The following is a 19,356-nucleotide window of genomic DNA, read 5'->3' on the forward strand; positions in this document are numbered from 1 at the left end:
GAAGTTGCCTGGATGAGTAAGCCCGGTCAAACGGTGCTGGTCGCATTGCGCAAAATGATCGCCTCGGGCGAGCTGGCGGCGGGCGAGCGGTTGATGGAAATCCCTACGGCGGAGTTGTTCGGTGTTTCGCGGATGCCGGTGCGCATGGCGTTCCGCACGCTGGAGCAGGAAGGCTTGCTGGTGCGTTTTGGCGGGCGCGGGTTTCAGGTGCGTTCGGTCAGCCCCGATGACATTGCCGGTGCGGTTGAAGTGCGAGGTGTACTCGAAGGCCTGGCGGCGCGTCAGACCGCCGAGCGCGGGCTATCGGACGAAGCCCGGGCGACCCTCGAACAATGCCTGATGCAGGGTGATCAACTGTTCGACAAAGGGTACGTGACCATAGAAGACCTGGAGGTCTATCACGACCTCAACATGCGTTTTCACGAGGTGATCGTCAAAGGCAGCCACAACCCGGCGATCGCTGATGCCCTGGCGCGCAACGACCATTTGCCCTTCGCTTCGGTGACCGCCCTGGCCGTGGACCGCAACGACATGGTGCGGGAATATCGACGCTTCAACTATGCCCACATGCAACACCACTCGGTGTTCGATGCCCTGGTCAATCGCCAGGGCGCGCGTGCCGAAGCGATCATGCGCGAACACGCCAATGCCACATTGCGCTATGCCGAGATCTTCGGCTCAGCGACGGCTGACGAGCGGATGAAGGTCATTCTCCGCTCGGAATAGGTTCTAGATATCCAACACCAGCAGCGGCGTTTTCGAACGCGAGCAGCAAGGGGTGAACTGGTCGTTGCAGGCCTGTTCATCCTCGGTGAGGAACAGGTCGCGATGCTCCGGTACCCCCTCCAGAACTCGCGTCAGGCAAGTGCCACAAATGCCTTGTTCACAGGAAATGGCGATCTCGATGCCTTGGTCTTGTAGTACTTGCACCACGCTCTTGTCGGCCGGCACCTCGAAGACCTGGCCGCTGCTGGCGACCTTGATCGAGAAACTGCCATCGGCGCCAGTGTCGACGGGCGCGGCGGCGAAGTACTCGCGGTGCAGGCATTGCTCCTGCCAGCCTTCGGCCTTGGCCGTGTCCAGCACGTGCTGCATGAAACCGCCGGGGCCACACACGTATAAATGAACGTCGCTCTGAGGCATGGCCAGGACCTTGGCCGCGTCCAGCACGGTCTCGGGTTCCTGATCGAAATGCAGGAACACCCGGTCGGCAAAAGGCGAGTGCTGCAGGCGTTCGACAAAGGCTGCACGGTCCCGTGATCGGGCACAGTAATGCAGCTCGAAATCCGCGCCACTGTGTGCCAGGCGTTCGGCCATGCACAGGATCGGCGTGATCCCGATACCGCCAGCGAACAGCAGGCTGCGCCTGGCCTCATGGACCAACGGGAACAGGTTGCGCGGTTCACTGATCGGCAGGCGCATGCCGGGCTGGATCTGCTCGTGCATGGCCAGTGAACCGCCCCGGGAGGTCGGGTCCTTGAGCACACCGATCAGGTAGCGATGGCGTTCTTCGGGGTGGTTGCACAGGGAGTATTGCCGGATCAAGCCGCCAGGCAGGTGCACATCGATATGCGCACCGGCGCTGAAGGCCGGCAGCGGTCGGTCATCGACACTGGCCAGCTCATAGCTGCAGATGTCGTGGGCTTCGTTGTTGCGCGATACCACCAGCACTTCGATCATGCCATTGACTCCTGCGGGGCTTGTTCCTTGGCGATCAGGCGCTCCAGAACGCGACGCGACTGTACACCGCCAGCGTCAATATTGAGCTTGAGCAAGCTGCGCGCGGGATGGCTGAGCAGGTTCTGTTGCTGGCGTTCGAGCATCTCCAGGTCCTCGCTGAAAATCTTGCCCTGTCCCTCGCGAATGCTCGCGGTCAAGGCTTCATCCTGCGGATTGAAGTTGCGCGCCATGCCCCAGAAGTACCAGATCGAGGTTTCGGTTTCCGGGGTGATGAAGTCGACGACGATGCTCGACGCCTTGAGCTGTTGAGGCGCGTGATAACCGCCATGGCCGGCATGGGCCACGCCGACTTCGATCAGCACATGGCTAGGCGGGGTGAAGCGGCAGATCTGCCAGCGGTCCACCGGTACATCGTCGGCCAGGTTGTTGCCGCGCAGGGCCATGCGCCAGAAAGGCGGGGCCATGATGTTTTCCATGTGGCGGGCAGTGACCACCTCGTCGCCGTCGACCGTAGTCACCGGCGGCGCTTCGTCGATTTCCTTCTGGCCGATGCTGGACGCGTGAACGTAGGTTTCGTGAGTCAGGTCCATCAGGTTGTCGATCATCAGCCGGTAGTCGCACTGGATATGGAACAGGCCGCCGCCATAGGCCCACTCGTCACTGACTGCCCATTCCAGGTGATGGATCAGCACCGGATCCGCCAACGCCTGATCACCGGGCCAGACCCAGATAAACCCATAGCGCTCGACCACGGCGAACGTCTTGTTGCACGGGAAACCGCGAACCCGCTGCCCGGGCATTTCCACGGTCTTGCCGTCGCAGCCCATCACCAGGCCGTGATAGCCGCAAACCAGATTGCCGTTTTCCACATAACCCAAAGACAGCGGTGCGCCGCGATGGGGGCAGAAGTCCTCGACGGCCGCTACCTTGCCTTCGTGCCCGCGGTAAAAAACCATCTTTTCACCACAGATCTGACGGCCTAGCGGCTTGTCGGCGATTTCATCGGGCGTACAGGCGACGTACCAGGTGTTCTTGGGGTACATGGAGATTCTCCAAGGCTGTTTGTTGTTATTTAGTGGATCCATTAATGTTGATTTATGGGGTGTTTGTCAAACTGATTCCGTTTGTTAACGATGCAGTGGATCCATTGATGGTTTTACAGCTCTCTGGGCGGGCGAGATCAGTAGCGGGGTCATTACTGCCGATGCCCTTGAAGACCGTTAACGTATTTACTGCAAATACATCGCATCATACAATGAGAAGCATTCCTACTAACTCATTGAGCGCGACGTCTTGAGCCATCCCCATCCCTTTGCCCGCCGCAAAGTCTTCATGAAACACGCGTTGCCAACACTCTCCTGCGTTATGTTTGCCAGTCCATTGTGGGCACAGGAAGCGATCGAACTGCCGACCACTGATATTCAGGCGAGTCGCGTCAGCCAAGACACGAGCTACACCACTTCTCAAGCCAGCACGGCGAGCAAAAGCAATGTGCCGATCAAGGAAGAGGCGCAATCGATCAATGTGGTCACCCAGCAGACCCTGGACGATTATCAGGTGCGCTCGCTGGCCGACGCCATGAAGTTCGTCAGCGGCGTCAGCCAGGGCAACACCTTGGGCGGCTCCCGGGACTCGCTGGTCAAGCGTGGTTTTGGCACCAACGATGACGGCTCGATCCTGCGCGATGGCGTGCGTTCCAATCTGGGGCACAACTTCAGTGCCACGACGGAACGCGTCGAAGTACTCAAAGGGCCTGCCTCGATGCTGTACGGCGCGCTGGAGCCCGGCGGACTGATCAACGTGATCAGCAAGAAGCCTGAATACACCCAGAGCACAACCCTGAGCGGCTCGGCTTATAGCGAAGGCGGCGGCACCCTGGCGGTGGATACCACCGGGCCGTTGGGAGATACGGGCCTGGCCTATCGCCTGATTGCTGAACGTGGCCATGAAGATTACTGGCGCAACTATGGCGTGAATGAGAGCACGTTGGTCGCGCCATCGCTGACCTGGACCGGCGACCGCGCCAGTTTGACGCTGAGCTACGAGTACAACGAATACTCCAATCCCTTCGACCGCGGCACGGTGTTCACCAACGGTCACCCGGCAGACATCGACTACGACAAGCGCCTCGACGAACGCTGGGCGAAAAGCGTCGGTATCCGTGAAGTGGCCACCGCGCGTTTCGAGTATCAGCTGAGTGACGATTGGAAAAGCCGCGTTACCTACGGGTGGAACAACGACCGCTACAGCCTCTCGATTGCCCAGCCGAGTTCGTTGACCGGCAATAATCTGCGACGTGCTGCCAACGGTGCTCACTACGATGATGAGACCCGTTACGCCAGTTGGGATTTCATCGGCCAGCAGGAACTGTTCGGCCAACGTCATGACCTGCTGATCGGCGCGGACACCGAAGCGTCCGACCAATTCCGTGGCAAAACCTACCGCAATACCGCGCGGTCTGGTTTCGACATCACGTCGCCGGTTTATGGTCGTCTGGCCGAGCCCAGTCTCGTCAGCGCTACCCAAAGCGACCTGAGCAACCAACTGACCTCCAGCTCGGTGTACTTCAAGGATAACTGGCACCTCGATGACCGCTGGATCCTGGTCCTGGGCGGTCGCCAGCAGCATTATGATCAGTACAGCGATCAAGGCCGCGGCAGAAGCTACACCGTCAACCGCGACGATAACGGTGATGCCTTCGTGCCGTTTCTGGGCCTGGTCTACAAAGCCACCGATACCTTGTCGCTGTACGGTAACTACAGCCGTTCGTTCAAACCCAATACCGAAGTCGACGATGCCGGCCACACCTTCGATCCGGAGGAGGGCCGCAGCTACGAGGTCGGTGCGAAGTACGATCCGTTGCCGGGGCTGAACATCAACCTGGCGCTGTTCGACATCGTCAAGAAAAACGTCGTGACCAGCCAGACGGTCAATGGCGTCAGCCTCTCGGAGGCGGCGGGCAAGGTCGGTTCGCAGGGGCTGGAGCTGGACATTACCGGGCGTGTGGCCGAGCGCTGGGACCTGATCGGCACCTACGCTTACACCCACACGGAAATCCTCGACGATCCGGATGACGAAGGTCACCGCCTCGCCAATGCGCCGAAGCACACCGCGAGCCTGTACCTCACGCATCACCTGAACGTCCCTGCGGAATTTGGGGCCTGGCATGCCGGTGCTGGCGCGCGTTACGTCGGCGAGCGTGCGGCGAACAACGCCAACGATTTCTGGCTGAGCAGCTATACCGTGGCCGATGCCTTCGTGCGTTGGGAATCGCCGGTGTTCGGGTACAAGACTTCGCTGCAATTCAATGTCGACAACCTGTTCGACAAACAGTACTACCCGTCCTCCACCGGCAGCCAGCTGCAGGTCAATGTCGGCGAACCGCGCACGGCACGCCTCAGCGCCAGTGTGACGTTCTGATCGCACTGCCTTGACGCGCTGCCCCGTTCTGTCCGTGTAGCCGGCGGAACGGGGCGGCGGTCATCGTGTCGTAACCGTCGATGCGCGTGCTGTAGCGGCTGCCGATGTTGAAGATGGCATAGGCGCCGGTCTGCACTTCACCCTGGCGGTTGGCGTACTTGCGCATATCCATGAAAACTCCTCGACGACTGCGTTCCCACTTTACGGTGGGTCAATGCTCTTTGGCTTTCCTGATCCTGATCAAAATAAACAGCAGGACGCAGAGCGCGAGCGGGGTCATGGCCAGCAGGGCGTCTCTCGCGGAAATGTCCGCGCCCATGACATGCAATCCCGAGTAGAACAGCTTGAACAGGCTCAACAAGTAATAGGTGATGGCGATAATCGACAAGCCTTCGACCGCGCGCTGGATTTTGATTTGAGTATCGGCGCGGGCGTTCAGGCTATTCAGGATTTCCGAGTTCTGCTCTTCCATTTCGACCTGGACACGGGCCTGCAACAAGTCCCCGAGGTTGGCCACGCTTTCGGCCAGTTGCTCCAGGCGTTGTTCGGTGACCGCGCAGTATCTGACCGTGGGTTTAAAGCGTCTTTCGATGAAAATACCCAGTCGCTGGCAATCACCCACGTGGCTTTCCCGGAGTTCGCTCAACCGCTCGAAAACCAGCTGTGCATAGGCTTGGGTGGCGCTGAAGCGGTGTCGGGTTTTTGCGCTGCTGCTGACCACTTGCGCCGACAGGTTGGCAATGTCGGTCAGCAGCTCTTTGGCATTTCCGGTATCAGGGCCGGCATTACGTTCCGAGAGGTTTACCAGGGTCTTGTCGAAGACGTTTAGCTGAGTGCTCAAGGCTTTCGCGGTGATGAGTGAAAGCGAAGCCATCATTCGGTAGGTTTCGATTTCCAGCAGGCGGCGGATCATCCGTCCCAGCCGATATGCATTCAGGCGTTTGTTAATGAACAGGAAACGGTTGGTGCCGTCGGGGCTCAGGCGAAAATCGCTCCAGACCGTCGCATCGCCTCCACCTATGCAAGAGCCGCTAGGATCTTTGAAACCATAAACAGACAAATCGCCAGAAAAGGACGTATCAGTGCGCACCACAATCTGCACAGCGTTGATCACGTGCTGCATGAAGGGCTCGACCCGGTCCATCAAGGCTTTGGGGGGCGGGCTCCAGCAGGGCTCGTGACTGGAGGAGGGCACCACCAGCGTCAGCGTCAGGAACTCCGCGTGCCGCTCCCACTTCAAGGCATGGCCCTCCAGTTCGGTGATGCCCTGGGCCGCATCCGGATCGACCGGGCCGGGGCAGCAGCGACTCAGCAGGGTGTCGCATTGGCCGTCATTCGCCAGAAACGCCAGATGAAACACGTGGGCGGGCTCGTCGAAATACAGAGAAGGGCGCGCGTGCAACTCGTTGTGCAGGATCAGTCTTTGCGGATGCATGCTGTTTGGGCCATGTTGGAGTTGTTTGTTCTTGGGACTGGGTGATGAATACCCGAGTCACAAACAAAACCTGGCGATTGCCCTTGCCCAATGCCGGTCAGCCAACCACAGAACCTGTGGGAGCGGGCTTGCCCGCGATGAGGGCGTGTCAGACGACATTAATGTTGCCTGATACTCCGCCTTCGCGGGCAAGCCCGCTCCCACAAGGATTGCGTTCAACTGACTGTGTTCACGTACTCCTTAACGCAACGCTACACAAAACGCACGAATGGCTTCGCAGGCCTGGCGCAATGACGCGTCGTCCAGCGCATAGGCAATGCGAATGTAGGGGCCAAGGCCGAACGCACTGCCATGCACCACCGCTACATCCGCTTCGTCGAGCAGCGCATGGGCGACATCTTCGTCGGTGTGCAGCATTCGACCGGCGGGCGAGGTGCGGCCGATCAGTCCCGCACAGGAGGCGAACGCGTAGAACGCCCCCGCCGGGCTCACGCATTCCAGTCCCGGCGTGTCGTTCAGCAGCGCCACCATCAAATCGCGACGGCCCTGGAAAGCGGCGCGGCTTGCGCGAATGAAGTCTTTCGGCCCCTCCAGCGCGGCGAGTGCGGCTTGTTGCGAGACAGAACTCGCGCCCGAGGTCTGCTGACCCTGCAGCTTTTCCATGGCCTCCAGCAACCATCGCGGCCCGGTGGCAAAACCGATGCGCCAGCCGGTCATGGCGTAGGCCTTCGAGACACCGTTCATGGTCAGGGTGCGCGGTGCCAGACGTGGCTCCACCTGGGCCAGGGTGTGGAACGCTTGATCGTCGAAGATCAGGTGTTCATAGATGTCATCGGCCAGAATCAGCACGTGGGGATGATCCAGCAGCACAGCCGCCAAGGCACGAAGTTCCACCTCGCTGTACACCGCGCCGGTCGGATTGGACGGTGAGTTGAGGATCAACCAACGGGTCTGTGGTGTGAGCGCGGCGGCCAGTGCCGCGGGCGTCAGCTTGAAACCGGTACCGGCATCGCACGTGACGATCCGCGCCTCACCGCCGCACAGTTGCACCATTTCCGGGTAACTGACCCAGTACGGCGCCGGCACAATGACCTGATCGCCCTCGTTGAGGGTCGCGGCCAGGGCGTTGTTGATCACTTGTTTGCCACCGTTACAAACCAGCGTGTCTTGCCAGCTCACATCCAGGCCATTCTCGCGGCGGAACTTGGCCGCCACCGCTTCTCGCAATGAGCGCACGCCGGCGACCTGGGTGTAGCGGGTGTGGCCATGCTCGATGGCGTGAATGGCTGCCTCACGCACATGTTTTGGGGTGTCGAAATCGGGCTCGCCGGCACACAGCGAAATGATCTTCGCCCCTTTCGCCCGGCGCTCCGCCACCCGATCCATGATCCGATAAGTCGCCGAGGGCTGTGCGCTGGCCAAACGTTGGTTCAGGCGCTGAATGTCGGTGCTCATGCCCGGGTTCTCCAGTCGGTCAGGTTCATCAGTTCCAGCGTGGAGCGGCCTTCGGTCAGCGCCTGCATCATCTGGGCTTCCTTGTTCGCGCGCGCTTCGCCTTCTGCGAGGGTGCGTGCCGCATCGGCCTTGGGGATGATGATCACACCGTCATCGTCAGCCACCACCAGATCGCCCGGCGCCACGAAAGCACCATTGAAATTGAACGGTTGTCCCACCGAGGGTGCGCTAGCCTTGACCGTGCCTTTGACCGAGATGCCACGGGCAAATACCGGGAACTGGCGTTTCTTCAACGCCGCGATATCGCGTACGCCACCATCGATCACCAGACCGACCACGCCAGCCGCTTCGGCCGCCACGGTGAGCACCTCGCCCCAATAACCGGCGATAAAGCCACCCGTGCCCACCACCAGTACGCTGCCACGGGGTACGCGTTCCATCGCCAGATGCAGGGCGAGGTTGTCGCCCGGCGAACACTCCAGCGGGTAGGCGGGGGCAGCGATAAAGGCGCCGTCCCAGATCGGCCGGATCGCGCTGTCGACTGCGCAGGGCAGGTGAGACGCTTCATACAGTGTCGAGCTGCCCAGTACTTTTGCCCGCGCGCGAAAATCCAGGGGGAAGGGGAGCGTGGTCATCAGACTTTCCTCTGCAGGTTGTGGTAACCCAGGGCGGCCCGGGCTTCTTTAAGGGTTTTGCCTTGAGTGATCAGGGCACGAATGTCGGCTTCGACCGATTCGATCTGACGGGCACACGCCGCCACTTCAGCGGCACGGGCGCGAGGCACGATCACCACGCCGTTGGCGTCGGCGACCACGATGTCACGGGAGCAAACCCGCGCCGTGCCGATGGACACTGGCTGGTTGACCGACTGCACTTGCACGCGGTCTTTGCCAGTGCGCATGTAGCGACCTTTGCTGAACATCGGATAGCCATCGCCCAGCGCTTTGTTCACATCACGGCACACCCCGTCGATGACCGTGGCGGCGATCTGTCGGGTGCCCGCGTACTGGGTCATGATGTCGCCCCAAACGGTGCAGTCGGTGCGGCCGCCGTTGTCGATGACCACTACGTCGCCGGGAGCGACGTCTTCGATGAAGTCGCCCACCGTACCCGGAGGAACGCTGGCCGAGACGTACTGCACGGTGAACGCCGGTCCGACGATGACCTTGCCGTAATTGTCCAGCGGTGCCACGCCGAGGCATTGCCCGGGCAGGCCGAGTTTGTCCAGAGCATCGGAGACGCCAGGAGTGTCGAGGCCTTCAAACAAGGCGACCAGTTCTTTGTCTTCAAGATTCATCAGGCATGCTCCACGCGGATCGCTTCGAATTGGGTGTCGTGCATCACCTCGGCCACCGAGCGGCCGCTGCGCACGGCCTCGACCATGCCGTCCTGGCGGCGGGCGATGCGCTCGCCGAGATCGATGACCTTTTCGATATAGGTTTGGGGGACGAACACGGTTCCGCAGGTATCGGCAATGACATAGTCATCCTCGCTGACGTCGACACCGGCCACCTTGACCGTCACCGCCGCATCGATCTGCACCACCCGATTGCGCGCACTGATCATGGTGACCCCACGGCCATAAACCGGGTAGCCAATCGCTTCGCTGCCGTCGATGTCGCGGCTGAAACCGTCGATCACCGTGCCACGCACCTGCTTGCCGGCCGCGGCATTGGCGAGGATGTCGCCCCAGCAGGAAATACCTTCGATGCCGCCGGCGATCACCAGCACACGATCGTCACCGTCGATCTGTTCAACCACCGGGGTAATCAGGTGCACGGTCGGTACATTGTCGGACTTGGGCGCCAGCAATACGGTACTGGCACGGCCGACGATCTTCGGGCAGTTCCACAGCGGGCGTAGCCCCACGGTGGCGCCCGGCAGGCCGAGGAAGTCGAGTGCGTCGGAAACCGTGTTGGTGTCCAGCGCCGCCAAGCGATCCAGCAAACTCTTATTGATCATGGGAAAGCCCCAGTGGTGACGGAGGCGCCCAGTGTCAGCGAGACAATTTGATAGGTATATTACTAATAACAGAAGCATTACATACGTTAAACCTATGGATTAGCCATGATCAATTTCCGTCTGATTCGTCACCTCTGGTTGTTCCTGGCTGTTGCCGAGGAACAGAATTTCGGCCGCGCCGCCAAGCGCCTGGGGATGTCCCAGCCGCCGCTGAGCGAGCAGATTCAGGTGTTGGAGCAAGCGCTCAAGGTCAAGCTGTTCGACCGCTCGCGGCGCGGGGCGAAGCTGACTCCGGTGGGCGCGGCGATCCTGCCCGCGGTGCGCAAATTCGCTGAGCAACTGGAGCGTCTGGAACTGGCCGTGGAAGAGGCGGTGGCGGGGCAGTCGGGGATGTTGACCGTCGGTGCGATTTCCACGGCGATGTTCGATGTGTTGCCCGGGTTGATCGAGCAACTGAAGATCGAATACCCGCACCTCACCGTGTCTGTGCGGGAAATCGACAGCGTCGAAGCCGTGCCTGCGCTGGAAGCCGGGGACATCGACCTGGCCTTCGCCCGTCTGGACGGTGATCTGGGGGCCTCGATCAAGTCGCTGCCGCTGACCGAGGATCGCCTGGTCGTGGCCCTGCCCATTGATCATCCATTGGCTGCACGCAAGCGCATCAGCCTGTCGAGCCTGGCCACCGAGCCCTTGGTGATGTTTTCCCGAAAGGTCAGCCCGGTGTACTTCGACAACCTGATCGCGACCTGCCGCGCCAGTGGTTTTTCCCCGCGCGTATTGCATGAAGTGCGCTCCGTCGCTTCGCAAATCGCTTTCGTCAGTTGTGGGCAAGGCATCGCCCTGGTGCCGGCGTCGCTGAAAAAACTGGCCCCCGATAATGTGGTGCTGCGACCACTGAGCCAGCCGCTCAATGTGGTGACGACTGCGGTGGCCTGGAATGCCGATCGGCCCAACCCACTGGTGGAGGAGGTGGTTGCCCGGCTCCAAAAAACAGTTTGATAGGTTTGACCTATGACGGTATTCCCGAATCAGGAATTTACAGACGGCCCGATCCCCGCGAAATTGACGGCCTGCCGGCGCAAACCTGTGGCGAGGGAGCTTGCTCCCGCTTGAGTGCGCAGCACTCACAAAAACAGGCAATGTTTGTCAGATTTCCGGGGCCGCTACGCAGCCCGGCGCGAGCAAGCTCGCTCGCCACAGTGAACAGCATTTGCGGACCGGCGGTCACCTTTTCGCTCAAGGAATCCATCACGTGTCCATACCCGAAACCTTCACCCAAGCGCACATCCCTCTGACGGTGGAGGGCGTCCAGCTGAACATCGCCACCCTTCATCGCGACGGTGTCCTGGCGCCGATTGTGTTCCTGCATGGGTTTGGCTCGACCAAGGAAGACTATGCCGACATCGTGCAGCACGCCGCATTCGCCGGTCATCCTTTCGTCGCTTATGACGCACCGGGTTGCGGGGAGAGCCAGTGCAGTGACCTTTCGCGGATTTCCATCCCTTTTCTGCTGAAGACCGCGTTGCAGATGCTGGAGCATTTCGGTATCGAACGGTTTCATCTGGTCGGCCATTCCATGGGCGGACTGACCGCACTGATGCTGGCTCATCAATGCCCGGACCGTGTGCTCAGCTTCGTCGACATCGAGGGCAATGTCGCCCCGGAGGACTGTTTCCTCAGCCGGCAGATCGTCGATTACCCGGCGGACGATCCCGAGGTGTTTTTCGCCGCCTTCATCGAACGCGCCCGGGACGCGCCGGCTTATGCCAGTGCGCTTTATTCCGCAAGCTTGCGGCACAAGGTTCGTGCCGCAGCGGTGCGCGGGATCTTCGAGTCGATGGTCGATCTTTCCGACAACGCCGACTTGATGGACAAGTTCCTCGGCCTGCCATGCCCACGCATGTTCATGTACGGCGAGCAGAACGCTTCATTGTCCTATCTGCCGCATATCCAGGCCCAAGGCGTGCGGTTGGCGCCGATTTCTCACTGCGGGCATTTCCCCATGTACTCCAACCCGATCGCGATGTGGCAGCAGATCGCCGATTTTCAGGCGAACGGCCATCGGCGATGACTCCGGCACGAGTTGCACGGCACCGTTGTGAACTATTCTTTTCAAGTGGCCCCTGCGATGCCTCATTCAAGGAGTTGATATAAATCAAGACCTAAGAGGCGTTAAGGGCGGAGTCTGGGCCTGATGCTGGATTCTCGAGCCGGCGTCGAGGATCCATCTGTCTGGAGTCAGATCATGAGCCAGTATCAACGGTTATTACTGATCATCAACCCGCTGCTGCGCCATTCGCCTGCGATCAACCATGGCGCTGCCCTGGCCAAGGCCAGCGGGGCCAGCTTGCACATTGCCGGCCTGATCCCCTCGTTGGACATTCTGTCGCTGCTCGAAGAGGGCGACCGCAAAATGGCTCGGGCGAGTTACCTGCAGGAGCACCGCGACTGGCTCGATGAGCAGGCGGTAAAGATGCAAGGCCGGGGGATCGAGGTGACAACCGAAGTCGCATGGGCTGACAACATGCGCCAGGACATCCTTGACCACGTCACGCAAATGCAGCCCGATCTGTTGATCAAGCAAGTGCAGCATGAACCCGTGCTCAAGCGCGCGTTCTTCACGCCGCTGGATTGGCGTTTGTTGCGCCATTGTCCGGTACCGGTTTACATGGTGGGCGGCGAAGGTCACGCCTTGCCGCAGAAGGTGGTGGCCGCGGTTGACGTATCAGACACCGAGCCTTCGAACAGTGAACTCAATGACCGGATCATCTTGCAGGCGTCGGGCCTTGCGCTGCAGTGCAATGCCGAGTTGCATCTGCTGTACGCCTGTGACATTTCGGCAGCGTTTCTGGCGGACATGGGCGGCGGTCTGACGCTCGCGGAGCTTACCAGGGAGTTGCGCAGCGACCTGGAAAAGTCTTTTCTCAAATTGGCCGCTCGGTTCGGTGTGCCCTCTGACTGTCGGCATTTCATCATGGGGCACCCTGTCTCGGTGCTGAGCGAATTCGCCCACCAGCATCAGATGGATGTGGTCGTGGTGGGCAGAACCCAATACCGTGGTCTGGAACGACTGCTTGGCAGCACGACCGAACATATTCTGTATCAGGTGCCTTGCAGCATTCTGGCGGTCTAGTGGCAGGCTCCCCAATCGGAATGATGGTCGCCGTCAAACGAACGCCCGATTTTTGGGGCTTCCGCCCCAGGGAGGTTTTCAAATGACCAGTCCTTCATTGCAAACCATCTTGCTTGACCGGGTAGATGCCGGCCGAAGCCTGGTGGAACCGTTGCTTAAATACGCTAAAAGAGCCGACGTCATCGTCCTCGCCTTGCCCCGTGGCGGCGTTCCGGTCGCCTATGAAGTGGCCACGGCCCTGGAGGTTCGCCTGGACCTGATGCTGGTGCGCAAGTTGGGAGTACCGTCCCATCAGGAGTTCGCCATGGGCGCGATTGCCAGTGGCGGCATACAAATCGTCAATGAAGATGCGCTGCGAGCTAACGGTATTGATCAACGTACGCTCGATGGCGTGGTTGCAAAGGAAACGCAGGAATTGTTGCGTCGCGAGCGGGCATACCGGGCATCGCGCGCACCTTTGGCGCTGAAGGATCAGGTGGTGATTCTGATCGATGACGGCCTGGCGACAGGGGCTACGATGATGGCGGCGATACAGGCCGTGCGCCTGCAAGCGCCTTCTCGCATCGTCGTTGCCGTGCCGGTGGCCCCCCTTGAGACGGCAGAGGCGCTGCGCGACGAAGTGGACGAGCTGATTTGCCCGCTGATCCCCGATTGGCTGATTTCGATCGGCCATTGGTACACGGATTTTTCGCAGACATCGGACGAAGAAGTCATCGATCTGCTGCATCGGGCGTGGCAAAGAGAGTCTGGCACGGGCGACTCATTTCAGAACGGTTCCGGTATTTGAGCCGTTGCCTGGCGTGGAATAAACCACGTCAGGCCTTCAAGTAATCCTGACGTTCACGAATTGCCACGGATCGGATTCATCGGTCTGCTCGGGCATCAGTGAGTGACGTCCGGTAAGGGGCGTCCAGTCGGAATAAATGCCTTCTACATTGCCCAGGTAGGGCATGCAGATCTGCAGAATCTCCCTGAACGGCAATTCATCCGGTTCGACGATGCCGTGTTGAGGATTGCGAATCGCCCAGATCACGCCGGCCAGCACTCCCGCCGTCACTTGCAGGCTGGTGGCGCTGTTATAGGGGCATAGAGCCCGGGCTTGCTGGATCGATAAGCGCGAGCCATACCAATAACTGTTTCTGGCATGCCCCATCAGCAGCACGCCGAGTTCGTCACTGCCGTCGAGGATTTCATCATCGAGCAGGCGCTCGCCGCTCTGGGGTTTCCAGTTGCGCTCGGCGAGTTCATGCACCGAGAGCAGGGCATCGTCACAGGGCCGATAGGCGTAGTGGACGGTCGGCCGGTAAGTCGGCTGCCTTCCCTGGCCAAGGGTCAGGTAGTTGGCAATCGACAGGGCTTCGTTGTGGGTCACGAGCAGCCCATGGGTTGGCCCCGTCGAGGGTGTCCAGGTTCGAACCCGCGTGGAGGCGCCGGGGCGTTGCAGATAGATCCCGCACTGGCACCCGAAGGCGTGGTAATAGCCATCCTCGGGAAGTGCTTTCTCATGGCTGCCCCAACCCAACTCCGTCGGTTGGCTGCCTTCACTGATGAAGCCGTCCACTGACCAGGTGTTGACGAACTCATCGGCGATTTTGTGCTGCGATGAATACTGCGAATCGCGTTCGGCGATGTGGATGCAGCGGATATTCAGTCGGCTGGCCAGTTGCGCCCATTCTTCGCGAGTCGCTGGCAGGGGCGTTGTGTCGCCCAAATCTTCAGCGAGGTTGATCAGTGCCTGTTTGACCAGGTGAGACACCAGCCCCGGATTGGCACCGTGGGTCAACATGGCGGTGGGCAGACCTTGCGCGCTTTCAGCCCGAAGCTGAAGCGCCGCTTCCCTCAACGCATAGTTGGATCTTTCGGACAGGGATTTGTCGGGGTCGACATAACCGCCTTCCCACGGCTCGATACAGGTGTCCAGATACAGCACGCCTTTACGCTGGGCGAACTGAATCAGGGACAGGCTCGATACCCCCACCGAGAGGTTGAGCAGGAAATCGCCAGCGCTCAAAAGAGGGTCGAGCACCGCCTCGTAATTGCTCTGGTCCAGTTGCTCGGCTTGGTGGGAGACGCCGAATTCCTGCGCGAGCAAGCGTCCATCTTCATCGGGGCTGAGGATCAACAGTCGCTGCGGCTCAAGCTCAAGATGGCGCAACAGCAGCGGGAGTACGCCTTTGCCGATACAGCCCCAATGAGCTGTCGATAGACGCTCTTAAACTAGAGACTGCAAGGCTCAGTTAAAGCTCAAAAAAGTTTCGGACGTCGTCAAGGAGACTCTGCTGTGCCGATCGAGACCAAAAAAACAACTGAGAATGAGGCGAACTGCTGGCCCCCCGGCTTCCGTTTCGTTGTCAAACTTGCTTTCTTTTCAGAAGGTTAGGCATTGGCGATATGCGGACTTTGGTATGGATGGCTGCAACGTTTGCCCTGGTGACTCTCTCGCTTGAGGCTCAGGCAAAGGACCTGAGCAAAAACAGTCGTTTCGTCTGCAGTTGGGGCTCGGATATAGCCGCAGACGCACAAGCGGCGAAGCTTTCCGGATTCACGCTTTACGGGGCACGCAAGAAACTGCAATCGCAAAAATTCCCCCGGCCGTGGATGCGCATGACGGCCATGGGCATTACCGAACAAACCTATAACAGTCCCTCGCGTCTCAAGCCTGCTGGTATCAAGCAAACGTATTACGAGCAATGCATCCGGCATGAGTTGGCCCGACGCTAGGGAGTGGGCTCCTCAACTGAAACGGTCGGGGCGCACGGTCAGAAGTTGATCGAGGCGCTCAGCCGGGCGGTCAGTGGGGCGCCCTGGAACACGTAGCCATCGCCCATGTATTCACCGGCGTCACGCCAGTAGCGTTTATCGAACAGGTTGTCCACGGTCAGGCGGAACACGGTGTCGTAACCGTCGATGCGAGTGCTGTAGCGGCTGCCGATGTTGAAAATGGCATAGGCACCGGTCTGCACTTCACCTTGGCGGTTGGCGTACTTGCTGGCGCTGTACTGCACTCCGCCGAGCAGAGCCAGGCCGTCGAACCAGGGCAGGGCATAGTCGCCGTAAAGGTTGGCGCGCAGGGTCGGTACGTTGATTGCCTGGTGGCCTTCATAAGCTGGCGTGCCGCTGTCGGTGACCCGCGCGCGAATCGCCGCGACACTGGCAGAAAGCTGCAGGCGCTGGCTGGCCCAGCCATTGGCCGAGAGCTCGAGCCCGGTGTTCTTCTGTTCGCCCTGTTGGGTGAACGTGAACGTGCCGTCGTCATTCGGTCGCGAGTACTGGTAGGCCTGACGGATCTGGAACAGCGCCGCGGCCAGGCTGATGCGCTGCCAGTCGTATTTGACCCCGGCCTCGATTTGTCGCGATACGGTGGGGGCGAGGATTTCATAGGCATTGGTGGTGAACCACGCCGCTTCGCCGCCCAGGGACAGGCCCTTGCTGTAGCGGGTGTACAGCGACAGGTTTTGCACCGGTTTGTAGATCAGCGCGGCCTGGGGCAGGAACTCATAGCGTTGGGTGTGCCGGGTGGTGTCGCCCTGGCTGTCGAAGGTCTCTTCATCCAGGCGCACTTCGCGCCCGCCGAGCACTGCCTGCCATTGCTCGTTGAAGCTGATCCAGTCATTGAAGAACAGCCCGTACTGACGGCTGTCCAGGCGTCGGTAGGAATCGTTGAGCGGTCCCTCGTAGCGAGCAAAATCAGCCGGCTCGCTGTTGATGTTGGCACTGCCGATCATCTGATTGATGGCATCACGTTTGTCCACCACGCGGCGGAACGCGCTGGTCCCGACGCTCAGTTCGTGGCCCAGGCCGCCGGTTTCGAAGCGGCCGCTCAGGACAGCCTGCACTTCGTCGTTGCGGCGGGTATCGTCGGGGCTGCGGAAATCGTAAATGTCGTAGTCACCCTCGGGGCTGAAGTAATTTGGCACCGCCGCGCTGGCGCAACTGACGGAGCCATAGCAGCCCCAGGCGAACGAGCTGTAGTCATCGATCACCACCCGGCTGCGCGAGGCGCTGAGGCTGCCTTTCCACTGGTCGCTGAAGCGGTATTCGAAGTTGCCGTTGAGGTTCAGCGCATCGGTGGTGACCGGCTTCGAACCGCTCTGGTGTGCCAGGAGTTTTTTCGGCGAGGCGTGGTGCGGCAGGCTGGAACCGCCGAGCAATTGATAACCCGGTGCCGAACGCTGTTCTTTGGTCTGGTACTCGACATCCAGTTGCAGCAGTGCATCGGGGCTGATGTTCCAGTCGAAGGCCAACGAGGCGAAATCGCGCTGGCCATTGGTGTGTTCGACGTAGGAATGCAGGTCTTCGTGGGCCAGGTTGGCGCGCAGGCCGAACTGCTGCTCGCTGCCGAACCAGCCACCGACGTCGGTGGCCAGGTAACCAGTGCCTCGATCATCAGTGGCGACGGTGACCGAACGCACATCGGCAGGCCGCTTGGTCACGTAGTTGACCAGACCACCGGGCTCGCTGACACCGCTTTGCAGACCGGAAAGGCCTTTGAGCAACTCCACTTGCTGCTTGTTTTCCAGCCCGACGTTCTGCTCGCCGGTGATGGTGCGGCCGTTGATCTTGTAGCTGCTGGCGGAGTTAAGGGAGAAACCACGCACGACGAAGTTTTCGTAGTAACCGACCGGCGCGTAGCTTTCACCCACCGAGGCGTCGTTGCGCAGGACTTCGCTGAGCAGGCGAGCCTGCTGATCCTTGATCAAGGCTTCATTGACCACCGAAATCGAGGCTGGCGTATCAAGCAATGGCGCCGCCTCGAAACCACCGACCGAAGCGCTGTCGGCCTGATAACCGGAGGCGTCTTCGCCGGTGACGGCCACCGCCGGCAGTTCGGTCGCGGTGGCCCAGGCCGAAGGCGCGGCGCTGGACAGCAGCAGGCCGAGGCCCAGGCTCAGGGGCTTGAGCGCGAACCGCGGGGCGGCCACTCCCTGGCGGGAGGTCCGGTAAAGCCTATTCATGAAAAATCCTCGACGACTGCGGGCCTGGGTTTGGCGAGTCTTAGCCTGCGGCTCACGCTTGAAGCGGCGCATCATACAAGAGGAGCGATCATGAAATGAAAGTGTCATCGCGACGATTGCCTCTACGGGGTTCTCACAACCCCCGCACATATTCCGGGGCGACGCGGGCCGAGCGGAGCATGCCGGTCAGTGGTTCGTTGAACGGCGGGTAAGCTGCATGGGAGTACATGAGGAAGGGTTGTGCATCCAGGTCTTTGACGGACACGGTTTCGGCGCTGGCCAGCCGATGAGACCTCGATTCGCATGGCCGAACTGCACAAACGCAGTTAATTCATTTCAGCCGCAACGCACTCCTTGCAGCAGCTGGCTCTGGCAGTTGCTGCGGATCGCGTTACGACCAATTGCTGGTCATGCATTGTCCGGCGCCTCACGAAACCGTTGCTCGATGGCCTCCGCAAACGGGTAGAACGAAAACCACGGCCTGGCTTCGTCGATCACCCGCTGAAATGACGACCTCTGTACCAACCTGTCGAAATAGGCGTTCAAGTGGCCGTAGTCGTCGGGGAACGGCACCAGCGTCCTGGCATAGAAAAGTGCCGGAGCCGCAGCGCAATCGGCCATGCTGAACGCCGGGCTGGCCACCCAGATTCTGGACGCCATCCGGCGCTCGAGCATGCCGTACGCCGTTTCCAGCGTAGACCGCTCCCTGGTCAAATCACCGTTGGTCGCGTGTAGTCGATCACTGACAATCTGTTGCATCGGCGCTTGTACATAATGGTCGAAGAAACGATCCCATAACCGGACCTCCAGCGCGTTCTCCCAATCGTCTGGAACCAGCCTGTGCGTGCCTGGATACAGTCGATCCAGGTACTCGATGATGATGCTGGACTCCGGCAAATTCCGCTGGTGAACAGGGTCGCGAATAATCGGGAACTTTCCGATTGGCCACAATGCCTGAAGTTCTGCGCGGTCGGCAGCGTCCCCGAGATCGATGATTCTTCTCTCGAATTCGGTGCCGTTTTCGTAGAGCGCGATGAGTACTTTGTGACAGAACGACGCCAGTGGATGGTAGTAAAGCGTCAGCGACATCTTTCAACTCCTCATTGGACGTGAGGGAGCGAGAGCCCTGGAACTGATGAAGGTGGGGTCAATGATCAAGCATAGGCGGATGTTGGCGATGCGTCAGGGCCGCCACTTTCAAGCGTGCGTACTTGCACATGGGGAAATCCCTGCTTAACTGAGCCACTGGTCGGTTTGTGACTTGTTGGTCATGGCGTTCATCTCAGCGCCCTTGTACCGTTGTCGCTGGTTCTTGC

At 60.2% G+C, this 19,356-nt stretch carries 18 protein-coding genes and 1 pseudogene; 7 read left to right on the forward strand and 12 right to left on the reverse strand.

Annotation, left to right across the window (positions count from 1 at the left end; all coding sequences use genetic code 11):
• Positions 1-12: 12 nt before the first annotated feature.
• Entirely contained in the window at positions 13-726 is a 714-nt protein-coding gene (locus PSH88_RS13840; RefSeq protein WP_305426815.1) for a GntR family transcriptional regulator, read from the forward strand.
• A 3-nt stretch (positions 727-729) separates the two neighbouring features.
• Here the strand turns inward: PSH88_RS13840 and PSH88_RS13845 are convergent, their stop codons facing one another.
• Positions 730-1,680 (reverse strand): PDR/VanB family oxidoreductase, encoded by a 951-nt coding sequence (locus tag PSH88_RS13845; RefSeq protein ID WP_305426816.1) that lies wholly within the window; start codon positions 1,678-1,680, stop codon positions 730-732.
• Positions 1,677-2,723: an aromatic ring-hydroxylating oxygenase subunit alpha gene (locus PSH88_RS13850; RefSeq protein WP_305426817.1), complete on the reverse strand. Its 1,047-nt coding sequence runs from the start codon at positions 2,721-2,723 to the stop codon at positions 1,677-1,679. The genes PSH88_RS13845 and PSH88_RS13850 overlap by 4 nt, the downstream gene beginning before the upstream one ends.
• Before the next feature lie 289 nt (positions 2,724-3,012).
• Here PSH88_RS13850 and PSH88_RS13855 point away from each other — a divergent pair, with 289 nt between their 5' ends.
• A complete protein-coding gene (locus PSH88_RS13855; RefSeq protein WP_305426990.1) occupies positions 3,013-5,100 on the forward strand; it encodes a TonB-dependent siderophore receptor in 2,088 nt (695 codons plus the stop codon).
• Here PSH88_RS13855 and PSH88_RS13860 read toward each other — a convergent pair.
• From PSH88_RS13860 to PSH88_RS13885, 6 genes are all read right to left on the reverse strand, one after another.
• Positions 5,078-5,272, reverse strand: coding sequence for a hypothetical protein (locus PSH88_RS13860; RefSeq protein WP_305426818.1), 195 nt, complete (start codon positions 5,270-5,272; stop codon positions 5,078-5,080). The genes PSH88_RS13855 and PSH88_RS13860 overlap by 23 nt on opposite strands.
• 39 nt (positions 5,273-5,311) lie before the next feature.
• Positions 5,312-6,535 carry a DUF3422 domain-containing protein gene (locus tag PSH88_RS13865; RefSeq protein WP_305426819.1) on the reverse strand — a complete coding sequence of 408 codons (1,224 nt, stop codon included), beginning with the start codon at positions 6,533-6,535 and terminating at the stop codon, positions 5,312-5,314.
• Between the two features lie 240 nt (positions 6,536-6,775).
• The gene (locus PSH88_RS13870; protein ID WP_305426820.1) at positions 6,776-7,990 is read right to left on the reverse strand and encodes a pyridoxal phosphate-dependent aminotransferase; all 1,215 of its coding nucleotides are present in this window, start codon (positions 7,988-7,990) and stop codon (positions 6,776-6,778) included.
• Positions 7,987-8,625 carry an RraA family protein gene (locus tag PSH88_RS13875; protein ID WP_305426821.1) on the reverse strand — a complete coding sequence of 213 codons (639 nt, stop codon included), beginning with the start codon at positions 8,623-8,625 and terminating at the stop codon, positions 7,987-7,989. The genes PSH88_RS13870 and PSH88_RS13875 overlap by 4 nt, the downstream gene beginning before the upstream one ends.
• On the reverse strand, positions 8,625-9,287 hold the full coding sequence (locus tag PSH88_RS13880; protein WP_305426822.1) for an RraA family protein: 663 nt from the start codon (positions 9,285-9,287) through the stop codon (positions 8,625-8,627). Before PSH88_RS13880 ends, PSH88_RS13875 begins: the two co-directional genes overlap by 1 nt.
• Positions 9,287-9,952 (reverse strand): RraA family protein, encoded by a 666-nt coding sequence (locus PSH88_RS13885; protein WP_305426823.1) that lies wholly within the window; start codon positions 9,950-9,952, stop codon positions 9,287-9,289. The genes PSH88_RS13880 and PSH88_RS13885 overlap by 1 nt, the downstream gene beginning before the upstream one ends.
• A gap of 105 nt (positions 9,953-10,057) precedes the next feature.
• Here PSH88_RS13885 and PSH88_RS13890 point away from each other — a divergent pair, with 105 nt between their 5' ends.
• The 4 genes from PSH88_RS13890 (at position 10,058) to PSH88_RS13905 (ending at position 13,872) form a co-directional block, all read left to right on the forward strand.
• The gene (locus PSH88_RS13890) at positions 10,058-10,951 is read left to right on the forward strand and encodes a LysR family transcriptional regulator (RefSeq protein WP_305483555.1); all 894 of its coding nucleotides are present in this window, start codon (positions 10,058-10,060) and stop codon (positions 10,949-10,951) included.
• A gap of 253 nt (positions 10,952-11,204) precedes the next feature.
• Positions 11,205-12,023, forward strand: coding sequence for an alpha/beta fold hydrolase (locus tag PSH88_RS13895; RefSeq protein WP_305426991.1), 819 nt, complete (start codon positions 11,205-11,207; stop codon positions 12,021-12,023).
• Positions 12,024-12,197: 174 nt separating this feature from the next.
• On the forward strand, positions 12,198-13,085 hold the full coding sequence (locus PSH88_RS13900; RefSeq protein ID WP_305426824.1) for a universal stress protein: 888 nt from the start codon (positions 12,198-12,200) through the stop codon (positions 13,083-13,085).
• Between the two features lie 82 nt (positions 13,086-13,167).
• On the forward strand, positions 13,168-13,872 hold the full coding sequence (locus PSH88_RS13905; protein WP_305426825.1) for a phosphoribosyltransferase: 705 nt from the start codon (positions 13,168-13,170) through the stop codon (positions 13,870-13,872).
• 36 nt (positions 13,873-13,908) lie between these two features.
• On the opposite strand, the gene PSH88_RS13910 is transcribed toward PSH88_RS13905, so the two are convergent.
• The gene (locus tag PSH88_RS13910; RefSeq protein ID WP_305426826.1) at positions 13,909-15,240 is read right to left on the reverse strand and encodes a homospermidine synthase; all 1,332 of its coding nucleotides are present in this window, start codon (positions 15,238-15,240) and stop codon (positions 13,909-13,911) included.
• 236 nt (positions 15,241-15,476) lie between these two features.
• Between PSH88_RS13910 and PSH88_RS13915 the strand changes: the two genes are divergently transcribed.
• Positions 15,477-15,806 carry a hypothetical protein gene (locus PSH88_RS13915; protein WP_305426827.1) on the forward strand — a complete coding sequence of 110 codons (330 nt, stop codon included), beginning with the start codon at positions 15,477-15,479 and terminating at the stop codon, positions 15,804-15,806.
• A 38-nt stretch (positions 15,807-15,844) separates the two neighbouring features.
• Here PSH88_RS13915 and PSH88_RS13920 read toward each other — a convergent pair whose 3' ends face one another.
• From PSH88_RS13920 to PSH88_RS13930, 3 genes and pseudogenes are all read right to left on the reverse strand, one after another.
• Positions 15,845-18,040 carry a TonB-dependent siderophore receptor gene (locus tag PSH88_RS13920; RefSeq protein WP_305426828.1) on the reverse strand — a complete coding sequence of 732 codons (2,196 nt, stop codon included), beginning with the start codon at positions 18,038-18,040 and terminating at the stop codon, positions 15,845-15,847.
• A 136-nt stretch (positions 18,041-18,176) separates the two neighbouring features.
• Positions 18,177-18,332: pseudogene (locus tag PSH88_RS13925) on the reverse strand (LysR family transcriptional regulator); the annotation flags it as partial.
• 116 nt (positions 18,333-18,448) lie between these two features.
• Positions 18,449-19,129, reverse strand: coding sequence for a glutathione S-transferase family protein (locus PSH88_RS13930; protein WP_305426829.1), 681 nt, complete (start codon positions 19,127-19,129; stop codon positions 18,449-18,451).
• Positions 19,130-19,356: the final 227 nt, after the last annotated feature.

This window comes from Pseudomonas wuhanensis, from assembly GCF_030687395.1.
Taxonomy (GTDB): Bacteria; Pseudomonadota; Gammaproteobacteria; order Pseudomonadales; family Pseudomonadaceae; genus Aquipseudomonas; species Aquipseudomonas wuhanensis.